At 46.0% G+C, this 14,986-nt stretch carries 10 protein-coding genes; 7 read left to right on the top strand and 3 right to left on the bottom strand.

Annotated elements, in window-relative coordinates:
* Positions 1-702 (top strand): ATP-binding protein (locus tag QUA38_RS11830; protein ID WP_333161966.1); only part of this gene is annotated, 702 nt, incomplete at its 5' end.
* A gap of 23 nt (positions 703-725) precedes the next feature.
* Here QUA38_RS11830 and QUA38_RS11825 read toward each other — a convergent pair.
* Positions 726-1,385: a LuxR C-terminal-related transcriptional regulator gene (locus tag QUA38_RS11825; RefSeq protein ID WP_333094606.1), complete on the bottom strand. Its 660-nt coding sequence runs from the start codon at positions 1,383-1,385 to the stop codon at positions 726-728.
* Between the two features lie 161 nt (positions 1,386-1,546).
* On the bottom strand, positions 1,547-1,813 hold the full coding sequence (locus tag QUA38_RS11820) for a hypothetical protein (protein WP_333094607.1): 267 nt from the start codon (positions 1,811-1,813) through the stop codon (positions 1,547-1,549).
* A 391-nt stretch (positions 1,814-2,204) separates the two neighbouring features.
* Between QUA38_RS11820 and polA the strand changes: the two genes are divergently transcribed.
* The 5 genes from polA (at position 2,205) to QUA38_RS11795 (ending at position 11,138) form a co-directional block, all read left to right on the top strand.
* The gene (gene polA / locus QUA38_RS11815) at positions 2,205-5,246 is read left to right on the top strand and encodes a DNA polymerase I (RefSeq protein WP_333161964.1); all 3,042 of its coding nucleotides are present in this window, start codon (positions 2,205-2,207) and stop codon (positions 5,244-5,246) included.
* A gap of 11 nt (positions 5,247-5,257) precedes the next feature.
* Positions 5,258-5,830, top strand: a complete 573-nt coding sequence (locus tag QUA38_RS11810) for a thermonuclease family protein (protein WP_333161962.1) — start codon at positions 5,258-5,260, stop codon at positions 5,828-5,830.
* A gap of 544 nt (positions 5,831-6,374) precedes the next feature.
* Positions 6,375-6,896: a hypothetical protein gene (locus QUA38_RS11805; RefSeq protein WP_333161960.1), complete on the top strand. Its 522-nt coding sequence runs from the start codon at positions 6,375-6,377 to the stop codon at positions 6,894-6,896.
* A gap of 457 nt (positions 6,897-7,353) precedes the next feature.
* The gene (locus QUA38_RS11800) at positions 7,354-9,069 is read left to right on the top strand and encodes an ATP-binding protein (protein WP_333161958.1); all 1,716 of its coding nucleotides are present in this window, start codon (positions 7,354-7,356) and stop codon (positions 9,067-9,069) included.
* A gap of 365 nt (positions 9,070-9,434) precedes the next feature.
* Entirely contained in the window at positions 9,435-11,138 is a 1,704-nt protein-coding gene (locus QUA38_RS11795) for a calcium-binding protein (RefSeq protein ID WP_333161956.1), read from the top strand.
* A 117-nt stretch (positions 11,139-11,255) separates the two neighbouring features.
* Here the strand turns inward: QUA38_RS11795 and QUA38_RS11790 are convergent, their stop codons facing one another.
* A complete protein-coding gene (locus QUA38_RS11790) occupies positions 11,256-11,948 on the bottom strand; it encodes a DUF2259 domain-containing protein (protein ID WP_333161954.1) in 693 nt (230 codons plus the stop codon).
* Between the two features lie 410 nt (positions 11,949-12,358).
* Here QUA38_RS11790 and clpB point away from each other — a divergent pair, with 410 nt between their 5' ends.
* A complete protein-coding gene (gene clpB, locus QUA38_RS11785) occupies positions 12,359-14,974 on the top strand; it encodes an ATP-dependent chaperone ClpB (RefSeq protein WP_333161951.1) in 2,616 nt (871 codons plus the stop codon).
* The last annotated feature ends 12 nt before the right edge of the window (positions 14,975-14,986 follow it).

Raw genomic sequence — 14,986 nt, 5'->3', positions numbered from 1 at the left:
TTAGCTGAGCGACAGGCTGTTCTTTTGCAATCGCGGAAACTCCTCCATCGAGTCGCAACAGACATTCATGATGGCCCACTTCAAGAACTCAAATTGGCAATGGATAGTATTGAGCTTCTAGCCCTCAGTCATCCATCTCCCATGATTAACTCAATCTTAGATCGATTAGAAGCAGTTGGGCTTGCGCTTCGCAATCAGCTCAGCAGCACACGTACAATTGCAGAAAAGCTAGAGATTACACCAGAGCTGCAATCTGGACTGGATCGGGGGATACACCAATGGCTCCAAAAACTGATTGACTCAAGAGAATTAACCTTGACTGTCAAAGAGCATCTACAACCCTTGCGAGAACCCAAATCTGATAGTGCTTGGATTGATTCGAGAGAAGATATCTTTCGCTTTTTTCGAGAAGCGATCGCTAATGTGATTCGCCATGCCCAACCTCCAAACGGATCGGCAACGCAAGTTTCAGTCTCGCTTACTCAAAAAGATCGTCAGTGCCGATTAGCGATCGAGAATAATGGAACTAGCCTAACACCTATCTTATTAGATATTCCTCACAAAAAACGTCGTAGTGGTGGATATGGCACTAAACTGATGAAAACTATTGCCGCTGAGATACCAAATGGGGCTTGGCAAAGGGTTCCATTAGAAGGAGGTGGGATGCAGGTAACACTTGAATGGACGATGGACACCCCATAATATGATAACAAAGAAGGGTAGAACTACCCGATTAACCTACGTTTAATTGCCTCCATGCAAACTGCGATTCTGGTATTAGTAAGTTGACCATCAAGCTGATCGACATTCAGTTTTGCTTTGAGACTCTGGACGTAGTTCTGAGCTGTTTTGAGGGATATATGCATCCGATCTGCAATTGCCTGATCGGTAAGGGCTTGGTTGCATAACAAGTCCAATACCGTTCTATCCTTATCAGTCAATGGCATTTCGTTCATTAAATTACGAGGAATCTTACACTGTCCAGTTAAAGCATTACGACCTCCTTCTAGAAAAGCATTCCGTCTTTCCATTTTATTAACGACAGCAAATCCCCCTTGATGTTCAAATATTTGCTTCACGACTTGCCTTAAATAGCTTGGTTCGCTGGTATAGACGAGAACATTTAACAGAGGGTGATGCTCAAAAATGTGGTTGAGTAGCGCTAAACCTGGCTTGGCTGACTCCTCGCCTGTCAAAGTCCCAAATTGTAAGTCAACTACTACTAAATCTATGTTCTCTTGCTTGAGTTTCTCAATCCCCTCTTCAGGGGTTTCCTGAATAATGCAGGAACACTGAGGGTCTATCATCCTCAAAAAATCACAATTATTTTGACCCACTTCAGGGTGATCCTCAATGACCAGAAAGCGTTGTGTTTGATAACTCATAGTTTTACCGCCATAACTATTTTATAAGTTCTTCAGCAGACTCGTTTTCACGACTATTTAGACTTGCTATATAACCTGTGCTTTTACTGATAATGATAATCGTGAGGGAGAGAAAAGGCGAGCAACACTCGCCTTTTCTCTCCCTATTCTACTGTGTAAGCCTACAGCGTTACAATTTTGGCTTTATAACCTTTATGCTCTAGTTTTTGAACCTCTTTGTTAGCAGCTACACGATCTCGGAAAGTGCCAGCATTGATCCATTTTTTTTGATTGGGGCGGTGATACTGGACGCGGTATTCATGGCGATGTTGGGATTCAAGCGCAACTTTTGTTGTTTGCTTCATAGGCTGAGCATTGGCTTGGAGGGGAACAGCAATGCCTAGCCCAAGGGTAGCTATAGAGATGAGTGTAACCATTACCTTGTTCATAATTCAGACCTGTTTGTAAAGTTGATAGTTTTATTCTGTCCTTCAAGTATTCCGGTTGATAGAGGAGTAAGCGCAAATAATATTGCGTGTTTACGCAAGTCCGTTCAGAAAACGACTTAGAAGGAGAGCGATTGTTTTCGGGGAGAGGGGGGCAATCAGGGGTTTTAAAAATTTATCATCCCAAAGACCTTGTAGAGAAACCTTTTGAGATATTTTAGGCGAGCGAGTAAAATCGACGCAGAATAGCAAGAATCGTTGCAGTTGGTCTGACTTACCCAGATATCTACTCCATACTCTACTGTTTTTTGGCATTACAAGAATTGGTGCAAAGATGAGCTACTTCAAAACATCAGACATCCTTCTGCTATAGCTACAATGAGAAAATACTTTCGTGCGATCGGGATCTGTGTCTGTGTCGGAAAATCAAGCACCCACCTTCATCTTAGTTGACGGTCACTCCCTGGCCTTCCGCTCCTACTTCGCCTTTGCCAAAAGTCGAGACGGAGGCTTGCGAACTACGACGGGCATTCCCACCAGCGTCTGTTTTGGCTTTCTCAAGTCGCTGCTGGAAGTAATGGCGGCCCACGACCCCCAGTACATGGCGATCGCCTTTGACCTCGCCACACCCACATTTCGCCACGAAGCAGACGACACCTACAAAGCCGGTCGAGCTGAAACACCGGAAGATTTTAAGCCGGATATCAAAAACCTGCAAGAATTGCTCACCTATTTGAATTTACCTGCCATAACTGCTCCCGGTTTTGAGGCAGACGATGTTTTGGGAACTTTGGCAAACAAAGCCAGCGCGGCCGGTTATCAGGTCAAAATCCTCACGGGCGATCGAGATTTGTTTCAATTAGTAGAAACTGAAAAACAAATCAGCGTATTATATTTGAGTACCGATGAACTCAGGCGATCGGGCAAAGGCAAATCCCAAGAATACGGCCCGGAAGAAGTCAAAGCCAAACTCGGTATTTTGCCCGAACAAGTAGTAGATTACAAAGCCCTCTGCGGCGACAAATCCGACAACATCCCCGGAGTTAAAGGCATCGGGGACAAAACTGCCCTGCAATTGCTGGAAGGTTACAATTCCCTCGACGGAATTTATGCAGCCATCGATGAGATTAAAGGAGCAACTAAGAAAAAGCTAGAAGAAGGCAAAGAAGCTGCTTATCATTCTCAACGCATGGCAACCATTGTCCAAGACGTGCCCTTAGAAGTAGATTTAGAAAATTGCCAGCTCAAAGGTTTTGATGAAGCAGCCTTGATCCAGATGCTGGAAAAATTAGAATTTAAGACATTTTTAAGCAAAGTTAAACAAATTCAAAAGCGTTTTGGTGGTGTAGAAGAACCATTGGCAAAAGGCGAACCCGATGCCCACCCCACAATCAATTCAATGGACAGTGGAACAGGCATCTTGCCTGTTTCTGCGGGCGAACCCGATGCCCACCCCCCAATAGATAAGTCACCTGCAACTTCTGAAAGTTCAGAAGACGACGCGTTGTGGTTTTTTAGTCCCGCAGAAACCCTAGCCGCCCAGCAGGAAAACAAACTGCCAATTAAACCCCGAATAATTCAAACAACCGAACAGTTAAACGAATTAGTCGCACTGCTGCAAACCTACACCGACAAAGCCTCACCCGTTGCATGGGATACCGAAACCACCGCCATCGAACCGCGAGACGCCGAATTAGTCGGAATTGGCTGCTGTTGGGGAACAGGCGAAGAGGATGTTGCTTACATTCCCACGGGACATAAAACGGGCAAAAACTTGGATAAAGCCCCAGTTTTAAATGCTTTGCGTCCGATTTTGGAAAGCGAGAATTATCCGAAGGCGCTGCAAAATGCTAAGTTCGATCGATCGATCCTGCGCTGTCAGGGAATAAAACTAGCCGGAGTCGTCTTCGACACCATGCTAGCCAGTTACGTACTCAATCCCGAAACTAGCCACAGCCTCAGCGAATTGTCAAGGCACTACTTAAAAATTGTTGCCAAAACTTACAATGAATTAGTGCCGAAAAACAAAACAATTGCTGACATTAGCATTCGAGAAGTAGCCGACTACTGCGGCATGGATGTTCACACCACATTTCAGTTAGTAGGTAAACTGAGAACTGAATTAGATAAAGCTGATGAACATAACTTTCCCGATAAATCTTTGCACAAGTTGCTGCTGGAAGTAGAACAGCCCCTAGAGCCAGTTTTAGCAGAAATGGAATACTGCGGAATTCGCATTGATTCAGCTTACCTGCAAGAACTGTCTCAACAGCTAGAAAAGAGCTTAAAAGAAATAGAAGAAAAGACTTATCAAGCAGCGGGGAGAAAGTTTAATTTAGGTTCGCCGAAACAACTCAGCGAGATATTGTTAGAAAAAATCCCGGATGAGTTTCAGAAAAAGTCTCGCAAAACGAAGACGGGATACTCTACAGACGCCGCTGTATTGGATAAATTGCAAGGAGACCACCCGATTGTAGACGATTTATTAGAACACCGAACATTATCCAAGTTGAAATCAACTTATGTCGATGCTTTGCCCCAGTTAGTGCGTGCAGAAACCGGGCGAGTGCATACAGATTTCAACCAAACTGCAACTGGTACGGGAAGGCTTTCTTCTTCCAATCCAAATTTACAAAATATTCCCATCCGCACCGAGTTTTCACGGCAAATTCGCAAAGCTTTTTTACCAGAAGAAGGTTGGCTGATGGTGTCGGCTGACTATTCTCAAATTGAACTGCGAATTTTGGCTCACTTGAGTCAAGAACCTGTGTTAATAGAAGCTTATCAAAATAACCGAGATGTGCATACTGTAACGGCTCAACTGCTGTTTGAAAAAGAGGAAGTAACGCCAGACGAAAGACGGTTTGGCAAAACGATTAATTTTGGGGTAATTTACGGTATGGGGGCGATTAAGTTTGGTCGTTCGATGGGCAAAACTTCAGCCGACGGTAAAAAGTTTATTGAACGATTTAACCAGCGTTACAGTAAAGTTTTTGAATATTTGGAGAAAGTAAAAAAAGAGGCGATCGCCCTCGGATACGTTACCACAATTCTAGGTCGCCGCCGCTATTTAAAATTCGAGAGCGAAAGCCTCCTGGACTTAAAAGGTCGCAATCCCCAAGACATTCACTCAGATAGACTTAAATCTGTCAGCAGAGATGACGCCCAATCTTTGCGGGCCGCAGCCAACGCTCCCATTCAAGGCTCTAGTGCTGATATCATTAAACTTGCCATGATTGAAGTACACAAAATTTTGCAAAACTACCAGGCGCGGCTGCTGTTGCAAGTTCACGACGAATTAATATTTGAAGTACCTCCCGATGAATGGGAAGAATTGCAACCGAAAATTAGAACTGCGATGGAAAATGCTCTGCCACTTAGCGTACCGCTGATAGTTGACATCCACGCTGGGCAAAATTGGATGGAAACTAAATAAAACAGAGAAATATGACCAAAACAAAAATCCCCTTTTTCCCAAAAATAAAAACCTTAAGTGCAGTTGCTCTGCTATTGCTACTATTCGGGTGCCCCCAAAAGTTAGCGCCCAACAACTATGCTGTCAAGCGAGTCAGCGACGGCGACACCCTTGTCGCCAGCGATAGCGCGGGAAAAGATATCAAAGTGCGTTTTGCCTGTGTAGATGCACCGGAAGTCGCGCACACAAATGCTGAGAAAAATAGCAAAGCATCAGCACTAAAAAATCAATTTAAGTGGGGCAATTTAGCGCACCAAAGAATGCAGCAGCTCGTCAAAAAAGGGGGAGGTCGCGTTGTCTTGACCGTCACCGATACTGACCGCTACGGCCGCAAAGTTAGCGAAGTTCGTTTGCCAAACGGTACATTTGCCCAAGAAGTTTTGACCCGCGAAGGATTAGCAATGGTTTACCGTCCTTACTTAAAAAACTGTCCCAGTGCTAGTGTTCTGGAACAAGCGGAAGCCGAAGCTAAGAAAAATCGCCGCGGCGTTTGGGGAGATTCCAAGTTTGTTCCTGCGTGGAAATTTCGGAAGAGTGATAAATGATCGGAAGAAGGAAGTTAGGCAATGGATTGTAAAAGGGATTTAACGGCGGGATTTTGAGTAGCGACACGGCATTGCCGTGTCCTTACGGTTAGCTTTGACTTTTAATAATGGGTATAAGATTGAGGATGGTAGCAAGACTTTTTTAAATTTGTATTATGTTGTTGACAGAGAATCTGGGAACCTGTATCAGAGATTTACAGTCTTGGACAGATTCAGGTCTTGTTAAACCCGGTCTCTACTATAAATCTTAGGTTGAGCTGCGAGGCCTCCGCCCAGAAAGCGGGTTTCTAGATACTGATGGCGCTCGTCCTAATTTAGTACAATACAATCAGGACGAGCTTCTGCTCCTACGGTCTGCAATCTGTGGAGTTTCGGCGATAGCTGACGCCAGATTCATCTAAAACCCGACATGAGTTCGATCGCACTTTTCTCCGACCTGTTTTTTCTGAAAAGTCAACAAATGTGATAGGCTCCAGATAAACTAATAGACTGCTGACAAAAGCGGTCTATTGCAATCACCCAAAATTAACTTTAAGGGACATCAATGAATTTCAAACATCTGGTTATTTCCGGCCTTGCCCTAATCCTCGGTACTGCAATTGTAGGAAATGCGATTGCTCAAGAACTGACAGACAACCAAAAAACGGTTATTTGTCGCTTGAAAACAGAAGTTGACCAGCGGAAAAGCAACGGTCAAAAATTAGTATTTGTGCCGTTGCTGGGCCAAGTTCGCAAGCAAGTTTCATCTCCTTTTAGAGCGACGTTGCATCCTAATGTGGAGTATGTTTTTGTTGCCACTTGCGACGGAAATTGCCAGGATTTAAACCTAGCCCTCAAGGATGCAAGCGGTCAGGAAATAGCTGTGAGTCAAAAAACAGGCGAACTGGCGTCAATCTCTTTTACTCCCCCATCCCAAGGCGAATATCAAATCACTGCTAAGCCTGGGGAATGCACGACGGCAGAGGGTTGCAGTTATGGCATGGGAATCTTCGTGCCAGCAAGTGCGATCGTACCTAATGCTTCAAAAATTCCTGCTGAGATAGCACAATTTCGACTTTGCCAGTAGGGGAACAGCGATAGAGTTGTGGGTTGCGAGTAGAGTAGAGTTTTCAATCAGAAATCTAATTCATAACTTGCAACTTATAACTCGCAACTTATCTCGCAACCACCAAAACGGTGAGGACGTTCTTAATTACTGAAACCATGCCTTTGACGGGTTCTTCCTTCTTGCTTTTTTTTACTCGGAGCGACTTGCACTACCCTTTGACTTCGCTCAGGAACTGCGATTTGCCTGCTCGCATCGCTGAAGGGAAGAAAGCTGAATGCAGCCGAAGATCCTTCTTCCTTCTGCTATAATTTGTTACGCATAACTGCTGCAAACTGTCAAGCCGATCGAGCTGTGGAACCCTGCAAAGACCCTACAACTACCGAAACCTAGTCCGAAGCCAGAACTTTATTTACCCTCCGGCAGGCATCAATTAGAATATAGATGGTGCCTCTCAAAGGTGACGAGTACATTGCCCATGTCTTTAACCTTAGCTTTGAAAAATCAACTGCATAACCGTCCTCAAATAGGGTTGAAAAGTCTGTTGGGCCGCTTAGGTATCAGGCAGAAAATCGGCTGCGGATACGCCTTGGTCATTGGTATTGCCGTTTTGGGTGCTGTGGCGGGACGGGGAGTAGAATCCTATCACAAACAGCAAGTTAGAGAAAAACTAGCGATCGACCGAGATAAAGCGGAAATCCTGACAAACCTCAATAACACGGTGCAGGAAGTCAGAATTCAGCAGCAAGAGCTGGCGAGTCTGACGGCCAAACCGCAAATTTTCGATCGCCAACGCTCGGAATTCCTGACTCGCGTTGCTCAGATGAGTGGCATCCTCGAACAACTGCAAACCCCGTCGCAGACGAAGAATCCCGAGATTGCCAAAGACTACCAACAGCTTCAACAGTTCGCTCAAGTCAACGGCAAAACCGTAGAATCATACTTTCAACAAGTACAAAAATTGTTGGCTACTGCGAAATTATCTGCTTTGAATCCGAAGCAGCAGCAGGCTTTGGGGCAGAACTTGAACAATTTTGTGACGGGCGAAACTGCTTTGAAACTCAAACAGTTTTCCGAAGATTCAGCCCAACTGGCCGGCAACTTTCGCGATAAAGCAGATGAGGCATTTAGAACCTACGAGGAAGCAGAAAAACTTGGAACTCTGATTCTAGTTTGCTCTCTAGCAGTATCCGCCGGTATCGCAGCCCTACTTGCAGCATACACCAGCCGGGCGATCGCCCGCCCCTTAGAAGCCACCACCCTCATCGCCCAGCGAGTTACCGAAGAATCAAACTTTGATTTGCAAGTACCCGTCACTACCTCTGACGAAGTGGGAATGCTGGCAATTTCGCTCAACGAACTCATTCAGCGCGTAGCAGAATATACAGAAGACTTGCACGAAGCAAAAGTAGCAGCCGAAGCTGCTAACCGCTCGAAAAGTGCATTTCTCGCCAACATGAGCCACGAACTCCGCACCCCCCTCAATGCCATCATCAACTACAGCGAAATGCTGCAAGAAGATGCTCAAGATTCCGGTTCCGAAGATTTTCTCCCCGACTTAGAAAAAATTCAAACCGCAGGCAAACACCTGCTCGACATGATCAGCGACATCCTCGATATTTCCAAAATAGAAGCAGGTCACGTCACCCTTTATTTGGAAAACTTCGACGTGGCAACGATGATTGAAGAAGTGATGACTACTGCTCAACCGCTAGTAGAAAAAAAAGGTAATGCTTTAGCACTGAAAACAAAAGGCGAACTCGGCACAATGTACGCCGACCAACCGAAAGTACGGCAAATTCTCCTCAATTTGCTCAGCAATGCTGCCAAATTTACCGAAAAAGGCGTCATTACTATCGGCGTCGAAAGAATGAAAATTGAAAAATCACGACCGACGAAACCAAATAAAAATAATGATTTTCAATCGGGTTCAAACTACACTTCTCAAGTTTTAATGTTTCGAGTCAGCGACACCGGCATCGGCATGACGGACGAGCAATTAGAGCAGATATTTAAACCTTTTACCCAAGCTGATGCTTCGACTACCCGCAAGTATGGAGGGACGGGTTTGGGATTGACAATTAGCCAGCGTTTATGTCAAATTCTCGGGGGCGAAATTAGCGTTGAAAGCGAGGACGGTAAGGGTTCCACTTTTATTGTCAGTCTCCCGGAACGGGTAGTTATGCAGGCATGAAGTCAGGCAAGATATGGATTTTGACACGGATACACGGATTAATTATTGATCATTCGTCAATAGTCAGGAGGCAGATGTTGAAGGAAAAAGAAAGAGGGACGAAGGAAGAGGGAAATTTTAAAATGTATTGATATAGCAACCGCCAAGGCTGTTAGGGAATAAAGTGTAAATAGCCCCAATTGCCGTGCGATCGCAAAACCCGTCTCCAAAGTTGTACTCTTCAATATCAATACTTTGGACAATTTTTGATTACGAACCGTAGAATAACGGTTTCAAGGCTCCAAGGCGATCGAGCTACCAACGGAAAATCGAGGGTTTCAGACTACGAAATAAAAACAGTTCGGACTATTGAAATATGAGGGTTTATGAATATTACTCGCGTCTCAGTTGACTCAGCAGGCAATCAGGCCAATCAAAGTCCATCGGTATCCTCCTATCATTCCATTTCGTCCGACGGGCGGTTTGTGGCGTTTAGATCTCCAGCATCCAACCTCGTGCCAGGGGACACTAACGCTAGTGATGATGTCTTTGTACACGACACGCTAGCCAATACCACCACCCGTGTCTCAGTTGACTCAGCAGGCAATCAGGCGAACGACTTTTCCGTCGGGTCCTCCATCTCAGCCGACGGGCGGTTGGTGGCATTTTCCTCTAATGCCACCAACCTCGTGCCGGGGGACAGTAACAATAAAAACGATATCTTCGTGCGCGACACACTAGCCAATACCACCACCCGTGTCTCAGTTGACTCAGCAGGCAATCAGGCGAACGACGTTTCCGTCGACTCCTCCATCTCAGCCGACGGGCGGTTTGTGGCATTTTTATCTTTTGCCACCAACCTCGTGCCGGGGGATACTAACGACAACCCTGACATCTTCGTGCGGGACACGCTAGCCAATACCACCACCCGCGTCTCTGTTGACTCAGCCGGCAATCAGGGAAACAAGTATTCCGGCAATCCCTCCATCTCAGCCAACGGGCGGTTGGTGGCATTTTCCTCTAATGCCACCAACCTCGTGCCGGGGGATACTAACGATAACCCTGACATATTCGTGCGGGATTTGTTGACGAATACCACCACCCGCGTTTCTGTTGGCTCAGGAGGTAATCAGGGGAATAACGGGTTCGGCGAACCCTCCATCTCAGCCGACGGGCGGTTTGTGGCATTTTCCTCTAATGCCACCAACCTCGTGCCGGGGGATACTAACGATAACCCTGACATTTTCGTGCGGGACGCGCTAGCCAATACGACCACCCGTGTCTCAGTTGACTCAGCAGGCAATCAGGCGAACAATTACTCCTTCAGCCCCTCCGTCTCAGCCAACGGGCGGTTTGTGGCGTTTGATTCTCTTGCCTCCAACCTCGTGCCGGGGGATACTAACAATAGACACGACATCTTCGTGCGGGACTTGTTGACAAATACCACCACCCGTGTCTCAGTTGACTCAGCCGATAATCAGGGGAACAGCGGGTCTTTTGAGCCCTCCATCTCTGCAGATGGGCAGAGAGTAGCGTTTTCATCTGAGGCCAGTAACCTCGTACCGGGGGATACTAACTTTACTTACAATAGCCGCCTCGATGTCTTTGTTTCTGACACTGACAGCACTCCAGGCAATAACCCTCCTGATAACAGCATCAACGGCAGTCCCGACAACGACATTCTGACTGGCACCAGCGGCAACGATATCATCAACGGTGTGGAAGGTAATGACGTACTTATGGGTTTGCGAGGCAACGATATGCTTGTCGGGGGCGACGGCAGCGATGTCCTGAATGGTGGCAAAGGTTTTGACACCCTCAACGGCGGTTTAGGAAACGATATTCTAGTCGGCGGTGGGGGCAACGATGTTTTTGTTTTAGGTGTCGGATTGGGAGTTGATACAATCGTTAATTTCGTCAAGTCTCAAGATACCGTGCAATTAATCAATGGCTTGACCTTCCGACAGCTATCTATTTTGCCGGGAACTGACGGCACATTAATTACAGTAGCCAGCAGCGGTGAAGTTTTAGCTTCTTTGATAGGTGTTGCTCCCAATCTCATCGGTTCTGAAGATTTCATCTCGGTTTAGAGATAGTAAAGTGGTCATTTGTGAAATCACTTTTGCTCAGGGAACATGATTAAAATTGGCCAACAATCCTTGTAAGTTTTGATAATTCCCAGGTCAAAACCTAGGAATATAGCAATCTTAAAGAACAAAGCCTTGTACAACAGTAGTTTTCAAGACTCCTTCAAAAGTCCGTTCTGTCTTGTCCACCAGGACAACGACATTGCGCCCGTTCGGAGACAAACGAACTTCTCGGATTGAATAAGAGAACACCCAATCTTGAAAATTGTTCAGCGTTCCGAGGACACGCTGCCGACCGTTATGATTAATTACAAGACGCATTGCCGCGCTTTCTCTACCAGCCGAAGCATTTTTTTGTCGCTGTTCCAGGCGAATTTGTAAAGGCTTTGCTGTATTGACTTTGACGGCGACTGTCTCGCTTCCATTGGCTCCGGGAGTACGAGAAATAATGTTCAGTTTAGTTCCAGCTTTGGGAGGAGTTAACTTCAAAGTTTGCCTGCTATTCCAACTTTTTTTAAGCAAGTCATCTTCTGCCATTTTAGTGCTTTTATTGGAGTCTGGTTCGCCATATTTAGTTTCGATACACCCATTTTTGATGCAGGAATTTGCAGCAACTTGGACAATTTGCAATTCTGCTTTGGGAATTCCCGCTCCTGTATCTCTGGAACTTTCTAGATACAAGTAGTAATTGCTGTCGGCGGAAAAACCAGACATCCGGTGTGCGGCACGCCAGGTATTTGCAAAAGCTTCAGGGGCTACTGCGATCGCGGCACTTGCTATAATACCTAACGAAATTAAAGGTAAAATTTTCATAGCTATATTTTCCAGGTGTGAGAGTTATAGCGGCTGTTATTGATGAGTAAAACAATAACGCTTTGGGTTTAGCTATAGGACTGTGACGCTTCTCCAGTCCTCTCTCCTATTTACATGAGTGTTTCTCCATTTTCCGCAGCAGGAAACTGTTTAAGAATGTGCCGTTTTTTCAAGTGGCACTAGAAAGCATTTTTAATGTGAGAGTGGCTCTTATCCAAGAGTCCAACTTTTAGGCGCGACAGTTTGCTTTTCCTTGCGAGAAACTGCTACACAGGACGGAAATACCTATCTCAAGATAGGGGAACACCGATCCGCCCCCCCTCCGCAACTCCCTACAATGACAATTGTACGGGCGATCGAGCAATTGCCTCTACAGCAGTGATCATTTTTAATGCAGGGAATTAAAATTTATGCAACCAAATAATCCAAACCAATTTACCGAAAAAGCCTGGGAAGCCCTCGCCCGCACCCCCGAAATCGTCAAAGCAGGTCAGCAGCAGCAGCTAGAAAGCGAACATTTGATGAAAGCTTTGCTGGAACAAGAATCGGGACTGGCTAGCAGCTTATTTAACAAAGCTGGAGTTTCTGTAGCAAAATTGCGCGATCGCACTGATGAGTTTATCAGTCGTCAGCCGAAAATTACTGGAAGCGGTGGCAACGTTTATTTAGGTCGTTCTCTTGACACTTTGCTCGATCGCGCCGAAACTTATCGCAAAGAGTACGGCGATGAATTTATTTCGATCGAGCATTTGATACTCGGTTACGTTAAGGACGATCGTTTCGGCAAAAATCTGCTGCAAGAATTTAAACTAGATGAAGCCAAGCTCAAAGATATCATTACCCAAGTCCGAGGGAAGAACAAAGTGACCGATCAAAATCCAGAAGGCAAATACGAAGCGCTGGAAAAATACGGCCGAGATTTGACAGAAGCCGCGCGTCAAGGCAAACTCGATCCGGTAATCGGACGGGATGACGAAATCCGCCGCACGATTCAAATTTTGAGCCGTCGCACCAAAAATAATCCGGTATTGATTGGGGAGCCGGGAGTCGGCAAAACTGCGATCGCCGAAGGACTCGCCCAGCGAATTATCACCGGAGATGTGCCGCAATCTCTCAAAGACCGACAATTAATTAGCCTAGATATGGGCGCTTTAATTGCAGGTGCAAAATTCCGGGGAGAATTTGAAGAACGCTTGAAAGCGGTGCTCAAAGAAGTTACTGACAGCAACGGCAAAGTCATCTTATTTATCGATGAAATTCACACCGTTGTCGGTGCTGGCGCAACTCAAGGCTCGATGGATGCCGGCAACTTACTTAAACCCATGTTAGCGAGGGGAGAGTTGCGCTGTATCGGTGCTACAACTCTCGACGAATACCGCAAGTACCTCGAAAAAGATGCGGCCCTAGAACGCCGTTTTCAACAAGTTTATGTTGACCAACCGACAGTTGAAGATACTGTCTCGATTTTGCGCGGCTTGAAAGAACGCTACGAAGTTCACCACGGCGTTAAAATTTCTGACAGCGCCTTAGTTGCGGCGGCTACTTTGTCTACTCGATATATTAGCGATCGCTTCCTTCCAGACAAAGCCATTGACTTAGTGGACGAAGCAGCGGCTAAACTTAAAATGGAGATTACCTCCAAACCGGAAGAACTAGACGAAATCGACCGCAGGATTTTGCAGCTAGAAATGGAAAGACTGTCGCTGCAAAAAGAAAGTAATGCTGCTTCGATCGAACGATTGGAAAGACTGGAAAAAGACTTAGCCAACCTCAAGGAACAGCAAAGCGCTTTGAATGCTCAGTGGCAATCGGAAAAAGGTGTCATCGGCAGCATTCAAAAGATTAAAGAACAGATTGATAAGGTGAATATTGAAATTCAGCAAGCTGAATTAAAATATGACCTGAACCGCGCTGCTGAGTTGAAATATAGCAAGTTAACTGAATTGCAAAAACAATTGCAAGAAGCAGAAGCTCAACTTTCAGCAACTCAAACCACAGGTAAAACTCTGCTGCGGGAAGAAGTCACCGAAGCTGACATTGCCGAGATTATTTCCAAGTGGACGGGAATTCCCATCAGCAAGTTAGTTGAATCGGAAATGCAGAAACTTCTGCACTTGGAAGATGAACTGCACAAGCGGGTAATTGGACAGGATGAAGCAGTGACTGCGGTTGCAGATGCAATTCAGCGATCGCGCGCAGGTTTAGCCGATCCAAATCGTCCGGTTGCGAGTTTTATCTTCCTCGGCCCCACGGGTGTTGGTAAAACTGAGTTAGCTAAAGCATTAGCGGCTTATCTGTTCGACACGGAAGAAGCTATCGTGCGAATTGATATGTCGGAATACATGGAAAAACACGCAGTTTCGCGATTAATTGGTGCGCCTCCGGGATACGTTGGCTACGATGAAGGCGGACAATTAACGGAGGCTGTGCGCCGCCGTCCTTACTCCGTGATTCTATTCGATGAAATCGAGAAAGCGCACCCGGATGTCTTCAACATCATGCTGCAAATTCTGGATGACGGCCGCGTTACCGATGCTCAAGGTCACACAGTAGACTTTAAGAATTCTGTGATTATTATGACATCGAATGTCGGCTCTCAATACATCTTAGATGTGGCGGGAGATAACGAACAAATGCGGAGTCGGGTGATGGAAGCGATGCGGGGAACTTTCCGCCCAGAATTCTTGAACCGGATTGATGAGATGATTATCTTCCACGGTTTGAGTAAGACGGAACTGCGGCAGATTGTGCTGTTGCAAGTTAAACGCTTGGAAAAACGGTTGGCCGATCGCAAAATGTCTCTGAAATTGTCGGAATCTGCGATCGACTTCTTAGCAGAAATTGGTTACGATCCGGTTTACGGTGCGCGGCCTTTGAAGCGGGGCATTCAGCGCGAGTTGGAAACGCAAATGGCGAAAGGTATTTTGCGGGGAGATTTTGCAGACGGCGATACCATTTTTGTGGATATCGAGAATGAAAGGTTGGCGTTTAAGCGGCTGCCGGCACAGTTGGTAACTGCGAAATAATTTGGGTAGGGT

Origin of the sequence: Microcoleus sp. Pol12B4, from assembly GCF_036701385.1 — a bacterium.
In the GTDB taxonomy this organism is placed as follows: Bacteria; Cyanobacteriota; Cyanobacteriia; order Cyanobacteriales; family Microcoleaceae; genus Microcoleus.
The sequence above is the reverse complement of the archived record's forward strand: the minus strand, read 5'-3'. Positions and strand labels throughout refer to the sequence as shown.